This is a genomic window from Aerococcus christensenii, from assembly GCF_001543105.1.
In the GTDB taxonomy this organism is placed as follows: Bacteria; Bacillota; Bacilli; order Lactobacillales; family Aerococcaceae; genus Aerococcus; species Aerococcus christensenii.
On the sequence record NZ_CP014159.1, the window covers coordinates 1147076 to 1162070 of the forward strand.

16 protein-coding genes are annotated in these 14995 nt (G+C 42.0%); 13 read left to right on the forward strand and 3 right to left on the reverse strand.

The features are described from left to right. The first annotated feature begins 44 nt into the window (after positions 1 to 44). The 5 genes from pyrF (at position 45) to AWM71_RS05455 (ending at position 3450) form a co-directional block, all read left to right on the forward strand. A complete protein-coding gene (gene pyrF, locus AWM71_RS05435) occupies positions 45 to 746 on the forward strand; it encodes an orotidine-5'-phosphate decarboxylase (RefSeq protein ID WP_060776999.1) in 702 nt (233 codons plus the stop codon). Then, positions 746 to 1372, forward strand: coding sequence for an orotate phosphoribosyltransferase (gene pyrE / locus AWM71_RS05440; RefSeq protein ID WP_060777000.1), 627 nt, complete (start codon positions 746 to 748; stop codon positions 1370 to 1372). The genes pyrF and pyrE overlap by 1 nt, the downstream gene beginning before the upstream one ends. Before the next feature lie 284 nt (positions 1373 to 1656). After that, positions 1657 to 2448, forward strand: coding sequence for a DUF5633 domain-containing protein (locus AWM71_RS05445; protein ID WP_060777001.1), 792 nt, complete (start codon positions 1657 to 1659; stop codon positions 2446 to 2448). Between the two features lie 118 nt (positions 2449 to 2566). Further along, the gene (locus AWM71_RS05450; protein WP_060777002.1) at positions 2567 to 2827 is read left to right on the forward strand and encodes a hypothetical protein; all 261 of its coding nucleotides are present in this window, start codon (positions 2567 to 2569) and stop codon (positions 2825 to 2827) included. Between the two features lie 158 nt (positions 2828 to 2985). Beyond that, entirely contained in the window at positions 2986 to 3450 is a 465-nt protein-coding gene (locus tag AWM71_RS05455) for a CAP domain-containing protein (protein WP_060777003.1), read from the forward strand. 189 nt (positions 3451 to 3639) lie between these two features. Here the strand turns inward: AWM71_RS05455 and phoU are convergent, their stop codons facing one another. Continuing rightward, the gene (phoU, locus tag AWM71_RS05460) at positions 3640 to 4311 is read right to left on the reverse strand and encodes a phosphate signaling complex protein PhoU (protein WP_060777004.1); all 672 of its coding nucleotides are present in this window, start codon (positions 4309 to 4311) and stop codon (positions 3640 to 3642) included. Between the two features lie 161 nt (positions 4312 to 4472). Here phoU and AWM71_RS05465 point away from each other — a divergent pair, with 161 nt between their 5' ends. Next, a complete protein-coding gene (locus AWM71_RS05465; RefSeq protein WP_060777005.1) occupies positions 4473 to 5636 on the forward strand; it encodes an ABC transporter substrate-binding protein in 1164 nt (387 codons plus the stop codon). A gap of 68 nt (positions 5637 to 5704) precedes the next feature. Here AWM71_RS05465 and AWM71_RS05470 read toward each other — a convergent pair whose 3' ends face one another. After that, the gene (locus AWM71_RS05470) at positions 5705 to 6535 is read right to left on the reverse strand and encodes an undecaprenyl-diphosphate phosphatase (RefSeq protein WP_417858888.1); all 831 of its coding nucleotides are present in this window, start codon (positions 6533 to 6535) and stop codon (positions 5705 to 5707) included. A 145-nt stretch (positions 6536 to 6680) separates the two neighbouring features. After that, positions 6681 to 7703, reverse strand: a complete 1023-nt coding sequence (locus tag AWM71_RS05475; protein WP_060777007.1) for a lactonase family protein — start codon at positions 7701 to 7703, stop codon at positions 6681 to 6683. 174 nt (positions 7704 to 7877) lie between these two features. Here AWM71_RS05475 and AWM71_RS05480 point away from each other — a divergent pair, with 174 nt between their 5' ends. The 7 genes from AWM71_RS05480 to AWM71_RS05510 all read left to right on the forward strand — a co-directional run bounded on the left by AWM71_RS05480 (position 7878) and on the right by AWM71_RS05510 (position 14952). Then, positions 7878 to 9095 carry an AI-2E family transporter gene (locus AWM71_RS05480; protein ID WP_060777008.1) on the forward strand — a complete coding sequence of 406 codons (1218 nt, stop codon included), beginning with the start codon at positions 7878 to 7880 and terminating at the stop codon, positions 9093 to 9095. Positions 9096 to 9137: 42 nt separating this feature from the next. Continuing rightward, positions 9138 to 10493, forward strand: coding sequence for a Mur ligase family protein (locus AWM71_RS05485; RefSeq protein WP_060777009.1), 1356 nt, complete (start codon positions 9138 to 9140; stop codon positions 10491 to 10493). Next, complete coding sequence (locus tag AWM71_RS05490) at positions 10490 to 11146, forward strand: type 1 glutamine amidotransferase (RefSeq protein WP_060777010.1); 657 nt, start codon at positions 10490 to 10492, stop codon at positions 11144 to 11146. Before AWM71_RS05485 ends, AWM71_RS05490 begins: the two co-directional genes overlap by 4 nt. A gap of 148 nt (positions 11147 to 11294) precedes the next feature. After that, a complete protein-coding gene (locus AWM71_RS05495) occupies positions 11295 to 11894 on the forward strand; it encodes a thymidine kinase (RefSeq protein WP_060777011.1) in 600 nt (199 codons plus the stop codon). A 67-nt stretch (positions 11895 to 11961) separates the two neighbouring features. Then, positions 11962 to 13044 carry a peptide chain release factor 1 gene (gene prfA / locus AWM71_RS05500; protein WP_060777012.1) on the forward strand — a complete coding sequence of 361 codons (1083 nt, stop codon included), beginning with the start codon at positions 11962 to 11964 and terminating at the stop codon, positions 13042 to 13044. Continuing rightward, a complete protein-coding gene (prmC, locus tag AWM71_RS05505; protein WP_060777013.1) occupies positions 13028 to 13939 on the forward strand; it encodes a peptide chain release factor N(5)-glutamine methyltransferase in 912 nt (303 codons plus the stop codon). The genes prfA and prmC overlap by 17 nt, the downstream gene beginning before the upstream one ends. Further along, a complete protein-coding gene (locus AWM71_RS05510) occupies positions 13906 to 14952 on the forward strand; it encodes an L-threonylcarbamoyladenylate synthase (protein WP_060777014.1) in 1047 nt (348 codons plus the stop codon). Before prmC ends, AWM71_RS05510 begins: the two co-directional genes overlap by 34 nt. The last annotated feature ends 43 nt before the right edge of the window (positions 14953 to 14995 follow it).

Here is a 14995-nt window from a genome sequence, read left to right on the forward strand (position 1 = left end):
ACATTTGTCGAGGTTTTTTTTATGGCAATAAGAGAGGTGGAAAGATGAAAACATTATTTGTTGCACTTGATTTTAAAACGGAACAGGAAACCTTTGCCTTCCTAGATAAGTTTGAAGGCCAATCGATTGGGGTAAAGGTCGGCATGTCTCAATTCTACATGTCAGGTCCTAAAATTATTGAAGAAATGTGTCGTCGGGGGCACGAAGTTTTTTTGGACTTAAAGTGTCACGATATTCCTAATACGGTTTACTTGGCCTGCTTACAGCTCAGCCAGCTTCCTGTCAAACTTTTGACCGTTCATACTCTTGGTGGAAAGGAAATGATGCAAGCAGCTGTTAAGGGAGTGGAAGAAGGCCCTTACCAGCCTCAAATTTTAGGGATTACGCAACTAACTTCTACTAATCAAACTCAGCTCAATCAAGACCTAGGAATTTCTGGAGACTTGCAATCTTCTGTTATTCACTTAGCACAATTAGCTGAAGAGAGTGGACTAGCAGGTGTGGTTTCCTCTGTTCAAGAAGTGAGCCAGATTAAAGCTGCAACGTCTGAACGTTTTCTTTCCCTTACACCGGGTATCCGGATGCAAACAAATGCGACGAACGATCAGAAACGTGTTGCTACGCCAGAACAAGCCCGCTTAGCAGGGGCTGACTTTATTGTGGTGGGACGTCCAATTACTCAATCAAGTGATCCTGTCGCTGCTTATCAAGAATTTATTCATCAATGGAAAGGAAGTAACAACTAATGTCTACCCCTATTAATCAACAAGTCGCTCATATCTTACTTGAAAAACAAGCCGTTATCTTACAACCGGATGATCCTTTCACTTGGGCAAGTGGCATTAAGAGCCCCATCTACTGTGATAATCGCCAACTTCTTTCTTATCCTAAGGAACGTCGCATCGTGGCAGAAGGTTTGGCTGATTTGATTAAGACTTACTATCCAGAAGCTACCGCCATTGCCGGAACCGCAACTGCGGGGATTCCTCATGCGGCTTGGGTCAGTGAAGTTTTAGGCCTTCCTATGGTTTATGTTCGCTCAAAAGCGAAAGATCATGGACGCAAGAGTCAAATTGAAGGAAAGCTCTCTCCAAATGACAAGGTTGTTCTCATTGATGATCTTATTTCAACCGGAGGAAGTGTGTTAGAAGCTTGCCGACCAGTCGCTGAAAGGGCTACTGTTCTTGGAGTTGCTGCGATCTTTACCTACAACTTAAAACGGGCAGAGAATAACTTTAAAGAAGCGGGACAGACACTTCATGTCTTGACAGATCTTCACACACTTTTAGAGGTAGCAAGTCGAGATCATGGCTTAACACCTGATCAACTCGAAACCGTAAAAACTTTCCACCATCGCCTCAATGAAAACTAAGAGTTTAATTTATATTCTATGGGGATTTGAACGATAGAATAAGATGAAAATGTTTCAGTGACAGCTGTGTAAGGGGCTACTTATATTACATTTTGTTAATAAAATGGGCTAAATTTAAGTTCATATGTACCTTTCATAACAATAATGACACTGGAATAGGTAGAGTGAATAAGTTACTGATAGGCTATCCAACAACTACTGGCGTCAGTATTGTCATCAAAAAAGGAGTTCATGCTACTTACTCTATGTTGTAGTATCGATATATATCGAAAGGAGAATGTCATATGACAAAAGATTTGAAGAAATTATTGTTAGCCGCTACTGCTACTACCGCAACTGCTGGGGTATTATTTACTTCTGATGCTGTTTTAGCTGCTGGTAATGATCAAGAAAGTGCTAAAGTTGAAAAACAAGAAGAAAAGAAAACTATTCCTGAAAAAGGAGAAGTTTCTAAAGCAAAAACTTCTTTTGATCAAACTGTAAAAGAGAAAGAAGAAGGTAAAAAGAAGAAAGAAAAAATTCAAAAAGCTGTGGGCTTAAAAGATCAAAAAGTTGATCAAGTAGAAGCTACTGAGAATAACGAAGAAGGTTTTCATTTTGTTGTTGATGCAGAACAAGCTGCTGAAAATGCTCTCCTTGATAATGGAGGTGTCAACGAAGGTTACAAGATTGCTCGTCGTGAATACAAAGACGACAAAGGTAAAGTTAAAGATGCTAAATTCTTCTACACTTTGACTATTGGAGAAGGTAAAGAAAAAGGTCGTTTCGAAGACAATACCCAAGGTTTCGCAAGCAAAGAAAACGCTGTGAAAGCTGCTGAAAAAGCCCTTAAAGTTGACCACGAAATCAATACAGGTTACGAAATCAACTTCAACAAACGTATGGGTCGTTACTTCTACAAATTAACCATGGACGGCAAGAAAGTTGTTCCTACTACTAAAGTAGCAGACAAGAAGAAAGCTAACAAGAAAGTAGCCGACAAGAAAGACGACAAGACTGCTGGTCAAAAAGCTAAAGTTTTACCTAAGACAGGTGCTGTTGCAGGTTCTGCTTTCACCTTCCGTCGTAAAAAATAATTAGAATAATAGAGATTTCTGAATCATTATTTTAATAGTTTGATGATGTTCCGAGAACCAGCGATTGTGCTCAATGGAGCAGTCGCTGGTTTTTATAATGAGATAAAGGAGTGATTGTATGATGAGGTACGAACGTAATCGTCAATTAGTCAATAAAAGCTCGCATAAAGCTTGGAAATTAACTGGAGCTTTTGTGGCTAGTGAACCTGCTCAAGTAACGGTTCATGCAGCCACTCATTCTTCTGCCGTAAAAGTTGACGAGGCTACTGTTGAAGATCAGAAAGTTTCTTTGAATGAAGCAGTTGCACCAGAAGAAGTAGAATACGAATACAAGCGAAAAAGTAGAATCAGAAGTTCCTGGTCAAGAATTACATGCTAATTTATCTGTTTCTGAATATGAAAAAGCTGTAGCAAATGCTGCTTTTGATGCTTTGAATCGTTTGCGTGCAGAGAATGGATTAGATCCTCTTCAAAGAGATGATGCCTTAGAAGCTACTTCCGAATCTCGGGCGTCAGATGTGGCAGGAACCGATACGAATGGGGGAATTGCATCATGCTGTAGGTGGAACTGCTGCTAATGCTAGGGCCCATGGTTACACGGGTGAAAGTAACGATTTAGTGGTTGAAAATTTGGCATGCTATAGCCAATCTGGAGAAGATTTTGTGAGCTATGTGGATCCTAAGCAGTTAGGAGAAGAATTTGTGAACCAATTCTATGCAGAACGTGGCTTCCCAGATGGTAATCACCGCTTCAACATGTTAAACCCTAACTTTACGCGTGCAGGGATTGGGGTTAAAGTGGAAGGTAACAAAGTGGTGATGTCTCAACATATTTCCTTGCAAGATTCAGACTTGGATTATGATAAATACAAAGAATATGCAGATTGGACAGATACCCACAATGTACAGTCCGATGATCGAACCAGAGGATTAGATTCCTTAGACGACTTCTTGTCTCGCCGGAGTGGGGCAAACTCTTATCAATATGACGCACATAAGTAAAACTGCCTTCTAAGAAAGGGAAAAGGCCGGTACACAATTTCCGACCTTTTTTGTTATTCTCTTTTCCAACAGAAAAGAGACCTTCATGTGTAAAATGTACCGACCCCAAAAAGTTAGACCAAAAATCTAACTTTTTGGGGTCACATCAAAATGAGGGTCTCTTTTTGGTTTAAGTTTGAGGAGTGAGGATTAGTCGTTAAGGTTAACGACTTTTCCTTCATCCAGAAAGATAATTCGCTCACAGAGATTGGTCACATAGTCGCCCATTCGCTCTAAGTTAGAGATAATGGAGATATACGAAGAACCTGTGAGAATATATTTAGGATTGGACTTCATGTCTTCTAAGATAATAGGCATTAAGGCAGAGAAGTAGTGATCGACTTCATGATCCATTTCAGCAATTTCTTTGGCTCTTTGTTCGTCTCGAACAATAAAGGCAGAGACGGCAGCATCCGCCATTTTAATGACGGTATCCGCCATTTTTTCAAGATCTGCTTCCACGTTTTTCATCCGAGGCTCATTATTGACTTTGAGGACGCCACGGGCAATCGAAACTGCATGATCTCCCATTCTCTCAAGGTCAGAACTTGCTTTAATGATGGCAATAATGAATCGTAATTCATCTCCAATGGGGCCTTGAAGAGAGATTAATCGGAAACATTCTCTATCAATTTCGCGTTCGAGTTCATTAATGACTTTATCGTTGTCTATGACATGATGCGCAGCTTCTGTATGGTGAAGCAAGAGGGCGTCTACAGCTTCTTCAATAGCCTTGCAGGTAAGAATTCCCATCTTTGTGAATTGACTATCTAAAGTCTTCAGTTCATTAACGAAAGCGCGGCGTAAAGGTGTTTTTTTCATCGTCTCACTCCCTAATTGTTGATATCAGGAACTCATTATAGCACAGGGAGATGCTTTTGTAAATTTACAAGTATTCATGATAAAAAGTGGATTGAAGTGTAGAAAAGAACTATTTTTTCTATGCAAATATGGTAAAATAGGAAACTATGGAGGAATCGTTCATGAAACTTAAAGAATTATCAGTAGGATTAGCAGTTGCCTTGGGATTAACAGGTTGTCAGTCAATCACTAAACCCACACAAGGAGATCCTGGAAGCCACGATACTATTCGATTGGGTGGTAACTGGGAATTAACTGGACAGACGTCTGGTTATGGTGTTCGACCGAATCGAGCCATTCAATTGGCTGTTGATCAACAAAATGCTAAGGGGGGCTTATTGAATAAGTCCATAGAATACATTAATTATGATACGCGTTCAATGACGGAAGATACGGTGATTAATGCCTCACGTTTGGTGAGTGTGGAAGATGTTTCAATTATTTTTGGAACAGGCTCTACCAATACGGCCATGTCTCAATTACCTACCTTGGATGCTGCAGGAGTTCCTTTGATGGGAGCTTCCTTGACGGGGGATCGTTTGACCGTTGATGAAGAAGGACAGGTGCGTCCTAATGCGTTTCGGGTGTGCTTCCAAGATTCTTTCCAAGGAAGAGTGCTGGCGAATTTTTCAAACCAACGTGGCTATAAACGTGCTGTTATTATTAAAGATAACGGGACGGACTATGGTCAAAAGCTAACCGATGAATTCAAGAAGTATTATGAAGGTGATATCGTAGCAGAAGAAAGTTATGTTACGAAGGAAACAGACTTTAATGCCGTCTTAACCAATATTAAGCAGCTGAAACCAGATGTTATTTTTGTGGCTGGGTACTATGAAGAAGGGGGCCCTCTGATTCAACAAGCTCGGCAATTAGGCATTGATGCACCAATTTTAGGGCCGGATGGTTTTGGAAATGAACAGCTCATTAAGTTAGCTGGGGCAGCGAATACAGATCATGTCTTTTATGTGGCTCACTTCGTTCCGGGCAGCCAAGCCTCTGAGCAGGTTAAAGCTTTCCGAGAAGCTTATAAGGAACGCTACGGTGAAGAACCGGATCAATTTGCAGCACTTGGTTATGACTGCGCACGTTTGACTTTTGATGCCATGCAACGCGCGCAATCGGATCGACCAGAAGACTTTAAACGCGAGCTTGAAAAAACAGTCGATTACCAAGGGGTAACAGGTAAGTTTACCATTGATGATCATCATAATCCGATTAAATCCGCCTTTGTGGTGGAATTGAGTCAAGGAAAAATTATTTCTGCTACTGAAATTCAACCTTAAAAGTATTCAAAAAAAGGGATCCTAAAGCACAGAACTTTGGGATCCCTTTTTTTGAATAGATTATCCGCTTAAGCTGCGAAGAATGCGAAATAGAGGACAACCACAAGACCTAAACCAATCCGGTACCAACCGAAGACCTTGAAGTCGTTCTTTTGGATGTAATGGAGTAAGAAGCGGATGGTTAGAATAGAAACGACATAAGCAACGACCACACCGAGAATAAGGAGACTGAGTTCTGCTCCTGTAAAGTGGAAGCCTTTGAGGAAGGCTTTACCTAATTTGAGGACGGTCATGCCAAACATGATAGGAATAGACATGAAGAAGGAAAAATCAGCAGCCAAAGGACGAGAGGTCCCTAGAATAGTGGCCCCGAGGATAGAAGAGCCAGATCTGGAAGTCCCTGGAATTACGGACAAAGCTTGGAAGAGTCCAATTTGAAAGGCTTTGGTGTAGGTGAGGTCTTGAATATTTTGAATAGGAGCGGTGCGTCCTTGATTGCGATTTTCGACAAGGATAAAGGTAATCCCATAAAGAATAAGAGCCAAGGCAACTACCAACCAGTTTTGAAAGTGGCTTTCGACATAGTCATTAAGACTAAGGCCGATGACACCAGCTGGTACGCAGCCAATGACCACCTTGAACCAGGTTTCCCAGGTGGTGCGTTTTTGGTGGGCATCCTTGTGGGAAGAGAAGGGATTTAAACGGTCAAAATAAATCCAAACTACTGCAAGGATAGCGCCGAGTTGAATGACATAGACGAAGATATTCCAAAATTCAGGGCGGAGATCCATAGCCAAAAATTCTTCCACTAAGATCAAATGCCCAGTCGATGAGATAGGCAGCCATTCTGTAATGCCTTCGACAATGCCCATAATAATAATTTTAATAATTGCTAACATGTCCATGTCTCCTTTATTTTACTTGCTTGATGAACAATTTCATAGTATAGCCCAAAAAGAAGGGGCTGGCTAGGGCTTAGAGAAAATTTAAATAAAAAGCTCCACTTTTCGGGCTAGCGATAAAGGCGAAAAAGTGGGGAAATTTTTAATCGCTCGCAAGACAGCAGACAATTTCATCAAGGGGAGCGGAAGTAGGGAGAAGGGTGAGAAGTCCCGTCTGGGCATCCCGCTCAAAGAGGGTAATCTTGGCTTCCTTTTGATGGCCTACAAGAAGAAATTGGTCGTCAGCGAATAAGGTGAAGTCTCTTGGAAAGTCTCCGCCACTTGGGAGAGTCTGTAAGAGAGTGAGAGATTGACCATCTGGGCTAATCTGTAGGCAAGAAAGGGTGTTGGCACCCCGATTAGAGACATAAAGGAAGCGCCCATCTTGACTGATTTTGAGAGCAGCAGCGGAATTGTCTTTTGGAAAAGGAGTCGCTTGGGAGAGGACTTGGCCTATCCGGGTGAGCGTTCCGTCTTGGAAGCGGGCAATGTCCAGAGTGGCTGTCAATTCGTTAATGATGTAGACGATATGGCCATTCGGATGAAAGATGAAATGGCGAGGCCCTGAGCCTGGAAGACTATGATAGGTAGAGTAGAGGTGGAGAGTGTTTGTAGGTGTCAAAGTATAGGTGAGAACTTGGTCGCTTCCTAAGTCACAGGCTAATAAATAGTTGCCAGTGGGATCTAAATGGATAAAGTGGCAGTGGCTCTTGTCTTGGTGAGGGTGAGGCCCCTGCCCTTGACGGTAGATTTGGTCTTGAAGAGTGAGCCTCCCATTAGGGGCAATAGCCAGGACTGCGAGGCTGCCGGCATGATAGTTCGCTTGGTAAAGGAGTTGCCGATCTTCATCGAGAGAGAGATGACAGCCATTGCCTTGACCAAAGGCGAGGTGGTCTACTAAATGGAAAGACTTTCCTATTTTTTGGTAATGGGAGACGCCTGGTCTTTCTTTTTCGGAAAGAGTATAGAGATGGTTTCCATCTTTTGAGAGGGTAAAGTAGGTAGGATTTTGTTCTTCGATAAGGAGATGGTGGGTGGCAATGGTTTTCTTTTGGAAATTGAATTGAAGGAGGTGAATGCCGCGGTTATTAGAGCGGGTATAGCCTCCTAAGTAGAGAGTTTCCATAATGAAGGGTCCTTTCTTTATAGAGTAGAATCAAAACTATTATACCAGTCTCTTTTCAAGAGAGGGGGTTCTTTTAAAGAATTTACTTAATTTAACGTTAAGCCAGAAGCTAGGTCGTTTTTAAGAGAGAACTTTTGTGTTAAAATCAAAGGATGATATTAGAGGAGGATCGCTATGCCTACAAATGATTCTGATAAAAGACAAAAGAATTTTTCTTGGCGACAGGTTCCAGATATTGTAACGAAAGTTTTGGATAATCGTTATGTTTCTGTGTTGATTATTTTAATTTTGGTCGCTCTGTTTATTTTGTTACTTTCGCAGATTAGTTTTGTGTTTACACCTTTTATTGACTTCCTTCAAACGATTATGTTGCCAGTTATTTTGGCCGGTGTTTTGTATTATTTAACCTCTCCTATTTCGAATGCTTTGAGAAAACGAGGGCTTTCTTCTTATGCTATAGCCGGGATAGTTTTGCTGATATTGGCCTTAATCGTTGTTTGGTTGTTTTCATTTATTCCGCGGTTATTAGCAGATGGACGTCGCCTATTGAGTAATTGGTCAAGTATTTGGCGCCAATATCAATATACAGTTGAAACTATTGCTTCTGGCCAATGGTTAGGAAATCGTCAAGAATTAATCGATTTGATTGATAATTTGAATCTCGATCAGTTGCAATTTAATTGGAAGGACCTTATGAATACCACCATTGCAAGCATTGGCTCTATTGTGGGGGTAATTAGCCGGATAACGATTGCTCTCATCAGTGCGCCGATTATTTTGTTTTATCTCATTGCTGATGGGGAACGCTTTAAGAAGGGATTGGCGAAGTTAATTCCTGTGCGTCTTCGCGCAAAGACTATGCAATTGTTATCGGATATGAACCAACAGATTTCTGGCTACATTCGTGGGCAAATTTTTGTGGCGATTGCGGTCGCTATCATGTTCACTATTGGTTATCATATCATTGGTTTGAACTATGGGACTATCCTCGCCGTAGTAGCCGGTGCCTTGAATGTTATTCCTTATGTGGGATCGGCGGTTGGTTTATTGCCTTCTTTAATTGTTGGTTTGGTTCAGGATCCGATTATGATGGTAAAAGTCTTAATGGTTTTTGCAGTGGAACAAACCATTGAAAGCCGCTTGATTTCTCCGTTGATTCTAGGGAGCAATTTGAATATCCATCCCGTAACTATTATGTTACTCTTGATCTCAGGAGGCGACCTTTTTGGAGTGGTTGGAATTATCATTATTATTCCCGTTTATGCTGTCTTAAAGGTTGTCGTGAGATACGCTTTTGAATGGTATCGACAAGTTTCTGGACTTTACGAAGAAGATTTGGAAGACGAAGAACAGTCTCTAGAATCCCTTCCGTCATCCAAGCAAGAAAACTAAGTAAGCACTTAGAGATTAAAGGAAAAGAGGCAGAATGTTTTTATGACGATGCGAGCACAAGTCACGAAAGGAATAGCAAGAACTGTTCAAAAGACCTTAAAACGATGGACCAGTGGGGGAACGAGTTTCCCCGGTAAATTAGCAAAGGCTCTCGATCCAGAAATTTTAAAGAATTTGGCGAAAGACTATCGTGTGGTGATTATTACCGGGACCAATGGGAAAACTGTGACCACAGGACTGACTGTGAATATTTTAAGGCAACGGTACGCTCATGTTCTGACCAACGATACAGGATCCAATATGGAGCAGGGAATTATTTCCACCTTTTTACAAGCAGAGAGTGACAAAAAAGAGGATAAGATTGCAGTTCTCGAGGTGGATGAAGCCAGCGTCCGTCACGTCACTCGTTATATTCAACCTGAAGTGATCTTAACGACCAATTTATTTAGAGATCAAATGGATCGTTTTGGGGAGATCTATACGACTTTTGATTATATCTTAGAGGGAGCCGATCAAGTCCCGGACACGCTTCTGATGATGAACGGGGATGCGCCTATCTTTTCGTCGAGAGCCTACCAGCATAAAGTCTCCTATTTTGGATTTAGGAATGAAGATAAGACAAAAGATCTTATGGCTCACTACAATACGGATGGGGTCCTCTGTCCGAACTGTCAACATATTCTCCACTATCATGCCATTACCTATTCCAACTTGGGAGACTATTTCTGCCCGAATTGTTCCTTCAAACGCCCAGAGCTGAGTTATGAAGTGGAACGGGTAGATGAGTTAACTACAGAGAGTGCCTCCTTCACCATAGAGGGGCATACGTATACGATCCCAGTAGCGGGGGTTTACAATATCTACAATGCTTTAGCGGCATATAGTCTGGCCAAATATTTTGGCTTGAGTCAAGAGGAGATTCAAGAAGGTTTAGGGCAAGCTAAGCGAATCTTTGGCCGACAAGAGAAATTAACCTTAGCGGATAAGGATGTTCGGATTAACCTCATTAAAAATCCAGTGGGTTTCAACCAGATTGTCTCCTTACTGGCCCTAGATTCAGAAGATTTTTCTTTAGTTATTTTGTTGAATGACCGTTCTGCAGACGGCGAGGATATTTCTTGGATTTGGGACGGCTTGTTCGAAGATTTGGTTCACCTTTCGCAACTTCGAGCAGTGACGATTGGGGGCTTACGTCGCTTAGACCTCTTTACCCGGGTAAAGGTAGCAGGATACCCCAAAGAAGCTATTCATGTCGTGGAAAATTATCCTGAAACCCTCGAAGCCATTAAGAATATGCCTACCCAAAAGGTCTATGTCTTAGCCACTTATACAGCGATGCTTGGCATTCGTCGGGAACTATCGGACCAAGGATTAGTGAAGGAGCGGATGAAGTCATGAAATTAAGAATTTGTCATCTCTATGGGAACTTAATGAATACTTACGGCGATAACGGTAACTTATTGATGTTGCAGTATACGGCTAAGGAAAGTGGTTATGAAGTAGAGACAGAGATTGTTTCAGTGGGCGATGACTTGGATACCAGTCGCTATGACTTGATTTTCTTTGGAGGGGGTCAAGATTATGAACAATCTGTTGTCAGTCGAGACCTTCAAACGAAGAAAGAGGCCCTCTGCGCCTACATTGAAGCAGGCGGTGTAATCCTTGGTATCTGTGGAGGGTTTCAATTATTAGGTAAGTATTACCAAACTTTAAAGGGAGAGACTTACCCAGGGATAGGGGCCATTGATTTCTACACGATAAGTAAGAAAGATCGCCTGATTGGCGATACGGAAATGTATAGTGATCGTTTCCAAGAAACCTATTTCGGTTATGAAAATCATGCCGGCAGAACCTATCTCGGAGACAAAGTTCAAGGTTTAGGACGAACGGTTCAAGGTTACGGCAATAATGATGACGACAAGGTCGAAGGGGTCGTCTATAAGAATGCGTTTGGTTCTTACTTCCATGGTCCCTTCTTAGTTCGAAATCCACACTTTGCGCAAAGATTAGTGGATCTAGCCATGAATAAAGAAGCGCAAATTAAGAATTAAGTCTCTCTATTTTAGGAAAAGAGAGGAAACAAGAGAAGCGAGAAGGCCTAGCTTGGGCCTTTTTTGCTGGAGAAAATGGGGGTATGGATTGACTAATAGGGGGACTATCGGTATCATAAATAATTGGAAATGAGAAAGGATTGAGAGGATGGCACAGTTATTCTTTCGCTATGGGGCGATGAATAGTGGCAAGTCTTTTGAAATTTTAAAAGTTGCCCATAATTATGAAGAGCAGAATAAGGCAGTACTCACCATGACCAGTGCCTTGGATACGAGAAGCGGTTGTGGAAAAATCTCCAGTCGAGTGGGGCAAGATCGTTCAGCTATGGCGATCTATCCAGAGAGTAATGTCTTTGAAATGATTAAGGAAAAGAATCAAGAAACGCCCCTGCATTGTGTTTTGGTCGATGAGGCGCAATTTTTGTTGAAAGAACATATCTATGGTTTAGCCCGAGTCGTTGATGAACTCAAGATTCCCGTGATGGCCTTCGGGTTAAAGAATGATTTTCAAAATGAATTGTTTGAAGGCTCTAAGTACCTCTTGATCTTGGCGGACAAAATTGAAGAGGTCAAAACGATCTGTTGGTTCTGTGAAAAGAAAGCAACGATGAACTTGCGTATTCATGACCAAAGGCCGGTCTACACAGGTGAAAAAATTCAAGTAGGCGGCAATGAATCCTACTATCCTGTCTGCCGTAAACATTATCAACATCCCCCTCAGAAAGATGGGAAGATTTGTCTCCTTTAAGAAAGATAAGTGCTAGGTTATAGGTGCTTAGGAAGCTAAATCGTAGAAAAAGAAAGGTGGAACTCCCTTGTTACTTGAACAATTAGATACTTTTATTCAACGTTATCAAGAATTAGCAGAGTTATTAAGTGATCCAGAGGTCATTAATGATAATAAACGTTTCCGAGAATTGGCGAAGGAAGAAGCTGACTTACGACCTAAGGTAGAGACTTTCAAGCGATATAAGGAAGTCGTTCAAGGAATATCTGATACCGAAGAGATCATTAAGGAAACTTCCGATGATGAAATGTTGGAATTAGCGAAGATGGAATTAGAAGACCTCAAATCAGAAGAAGAAGAATTAGAACAGAAGATTCGGATTTTGATGTTGCCAACAGATCCTAATGATGATAAGAATATCATTATGGAAATTCGTGGAGCTGCAGGTGGGGATGAAGCCCAATTGTTTGCAGCAGACCTCTTTGATATGTACTCCAAGTATGCCGAAACTCAAGGCTGGTCTGTAGAAGTGGTGTCTGCTTCTGCGAATGATATCGGAGGTTATAAGGAAATTATCCTTCAAATTAACGGGGACCGGGTCTATTCCAAGTTGAAATATGAAAGTGGGGCTCACCGCGTTCAACGGGTGCCTAAGACAGAATCCCAAGGACGGGTGCATACCTCTACAGCAACGGTTGGCGTGATGCCAGAATTAGAAGAATTTGATTTTGAAATTGACGAAAAAGATATTCGGACAGATATTTATCGTTCTTCAGGGGCTGGTGGACAACATGTGAATAAGACCAGTTCAGCAGTTCGGATGACCCACATTCCAACAGGCATTCAAGTCGCTATGCAAGATCAACGTTCCCAACAACAAAACCGTGAAAAAGCTTTAACTATTCTTAGATCCCGTGTCTTTGAATATTATCAATCTCAAGAACAAAGTGAATATGATGAAAAACGGAAGAATCTTGTAGGAACAGGGGATCGTTCTGAACGTATCCGGACCTATAACTATCCACAAAACCGAGTAACTGATCACCGGATTGGATTGACTTTACAGAAGTTAGATCGGATCATGTCTGGGGATTTGGAAGAAATTATTAATGCTTTAATTTTAGCGGACCAAGCTCAGAAATTAGAGGCCCTCAATGAAACGCACATATAATGTGACCTATCGAGAAGCTCACCAATGGGCTTCTTCTTTTTTGAAAACAGCAGGCAAAGAAGAAGATATTGCCTATCATTTCCTCTTAGGTTGTCAGAAGTGGACGGTGACAGATTGGTATCTCAAGTGCCATCAAGACATGCCCAAAGAGGAGTGGGAGTTTTATCAAGCAGGGATTCAGCGGATCGTTGAAGAGGATTACCCTTATCAATACATCCTTGGAGAAAGTTATTTTTATGGACGACCTTTTTACGTTAATGAATCGGTGTTGATTCCGAGATTCGATACAGAACTTTTGATTGACCAAGTGAAACATTCACTCAAGGAAGGCCAACTCTCTCCTTCTGCGCGAGTGGTTGATATTGGAACAGGGTCAGGCATTTTAGCGATCACTCTCGCTTTAGAATGTCCAACTTTGAAGGTGACAGCTACTGATCTTTCAAAAGAAGCTCTCCAAGTAGCCCAGGAAAATGCAGAACGTTTAGGGGCAAAGCTAACCTTTAGATCAGGAGATCTTTATGCGCCCTTAGAAGACGAGAAGTTTGACTTGATTCTCTCCAATCCCCCTTATATTGCTCACGGGGAAGAGGGAGAGATGGGAGTGGATGTTCTGAAGTATGAACCTCCTATGGCTTTGTTTGCAGAGGAAGAAGGCTATGCGATCTATAAGCGACTAGCTAAAGACTTAGCCAGCTTTCTCAACCCAGGCGGCCTATTGATGGTAGAGTGTGGCTTTAAACAAGCCCAGAAAGTAGCTAAAATTTTTCAAAAATCAGTGAAAGCTTCATCGATTCGCATAATTAAGGACTATAATGGAATCGATCGAGTGATTTATTTAAAACAAGGAGATGACGGCGTATCATGCCAACCAAATGTTACCAAGTCGATGAATTAGATCAAGCAGCTCAAGCTCTTCGCCAAGGACAACTTGTTGCTTTTCCAACAGAGACAGTGTTTGGTTTAGGAGCGATTGCTAATAATGAAGAAGCAGTGAAGTCTGTTTACCAAGCAAAAGGGAGACCCAGTGATAATCCGTTGATTGTCCATATTGCCAAAGCAGAAGACCTCTTCCGCTTTTCTGGGGATTTGAGTTCAGAGGTGGAAAGGGTAGCTAGACGCCTAGTTGAGACTTTCTGGCCAGGCCCTTTGACCATCATCGTTCCTGTCCGTAAGGGGACTTTTGGTCCTACAGTTACAGGTGGCTTGCAGACGGTTGGCATTCGGATGCCTGACCATCCCCTCACCCTCTCTCTCATTCTAAAGACGGGATTTCCTTTGGTAGGACCTTCTGCCAATTTGTCCGGCAAACCGAGTCCTACCTGTGTGCAACATGTTTTGCATGACTTCGATGGAAAGATTGCAGGCGTGGTGGATGCAGACCCTACGCGAATTGGAGTAGAGTCCACAGTTGTCGATATTACCCATCCTGGCCAAGTGTATATTCTCCGCCCAGGGGCTATTACAGAAAAAGATTTACAAAAAGCCTTGCCGGAGATAGAAGTGACGGATGCCACTCGGGTCATTCAATCAGACTCCCTCGAACATCCTAAAGCGCCAGGAATGAAGTATCGGCATTATAGTCCTCACCAAGAGGTATATGCCCTCCTTCCTGAAGAATTAATGAAGACTCTTCACTCTCTCACTCCAGATGAAAAAGCAAAAGGAGCGGTGATTGCTAGAGATCAAGTTCTCTCCCAATGTGAGGGCTTCGCCAAAACCTTTAGCCTTGGGGAAAATGTCAAAACAGCAACTCATGGCTTATTTGCAGGACTTCGGGCCTTCGATGATGACGACCAAGTTCAAATCCTTTATGTGGAACAATTGCCTGACCAGGCGGAGAACAGGGCTTATCGGAATCGCTTATCCAAGGCCGCCTCTAATAAGGAAGGATTGCCTCCTCGTTCTTAAGGAATGTAACTTTTCATAAAAAAGCAAAGATAAAAAAGGGGGG

What these genes read in the sequence shown, in the direction of transcription:
- AWM71_RS05510 (WP_060777014.1), top strand. Translation starts at nt 13,906, where the DNA reads ATGCCAACCAAATGTTACCAAGTCGATGAATTAGATCAAGCAGCTCAA.
- pyrE (WP_060777000.1), top strand. Translation starts at nt 746, where the DNA reads ATGTCTACCCCTATTAATCAACAAGTCGCTCATATCTTACTTGAAAAA.
- AWM71_RS05480 (WP_060777008.1), top strand. Translation starts at nt 7,878, where the DNA reads ATGCCTACAAATGATTCTGATAAAAGACAAAAGAATTTTTCTTGGCGA.
- AWM71_RS05455 (WP_060777003.1), top strand. Translation starts at nt 2,986, where the DNA reads ATGGGGGAATTGCATCATGCTGTAGGTGGAACTGCTGCTAATGCTAGG.
- AWM71_RS05495 (WP_060777011.1), top strand. Translation starts at nt 11,295, where the DNA reads ATGGCACAGTTATTCTTTCGCTATGGGGCGATGAATAGTGGCAAGTCT.
- pyrF (WP_060776999.1), top strand. Translation starts at nt 45, where the DNA reads ATGAAAACATTATTTGTTGCACTTGATTTTAAAACGGAACAGGAAACC.
- AWM71_RS05470 (WP_417858888.1), bottom strand. Translation starts at nt 6,535, where the DNA reads ATGTTAGCAATTATTAAAATTATTATTATGGGCATTGTCGAAGGCATT.
- phoU (WP_060777004.1), bottom strand. Translation starts at nt 4,311, where the DNA reads ATGAAAAAAACACCTTTACGCCGCGCTTTCGTTAATGAACTGAAGACT.
- AWM71_RS05490 (WP_060777010.1), top strand. Translation starts at nt 10,490, where the DNA reads ATGAAATTAAGAATTTGTCATCTCTATGGGAACTTAATGAATACTTAC.
- AWM71_RS05465 (WP_060777005.1), top strand. Translation starts at nt 4,473, where the DNA reads ATGAAACTTAAAGAATTATCAGTAGGATTAGCAGTTGCCTTGGGATTA.
- AWM71_RS05485 (WP_060777009.1), top strand. Translation starts at nt 9,138, where the DNA reads ATGACGATGCGAGCACAAGTCACGAAAGGAATAGCAAGAACTGTTCAA.
- prmC (WP_060777013.1), top strand. Translation starts at nt 13,028, where the DNA reads ATGAAACGCACATATAATGTGACCTATCGAGAAGCTCACCAATGGGCT.
- AWM71_RS05475 (WP_060777007.1), bottom strand. Translation starts at nt 7,703, where the DNA reads ATGGAAACTCTCTACTTAGGAGGCTATACCCGCTCTAATAACCGCGGC.
- AWM71_RS05445 (WP_060777001.1), top strand. Translation starts at nt 1,657, where the DNA reads ATGACAAAAGATTTGAAGAAATTATTGTTAGCCGCTACTGCTACTACC.
- AWM71_RS05450 (WP_060777002.1), top strand. Translation starts at nt 2,567, where the DNA reads ATGATGAGGTACGAACGTAATCGTCAATTAGTCAATAAAAGCTCGCAT.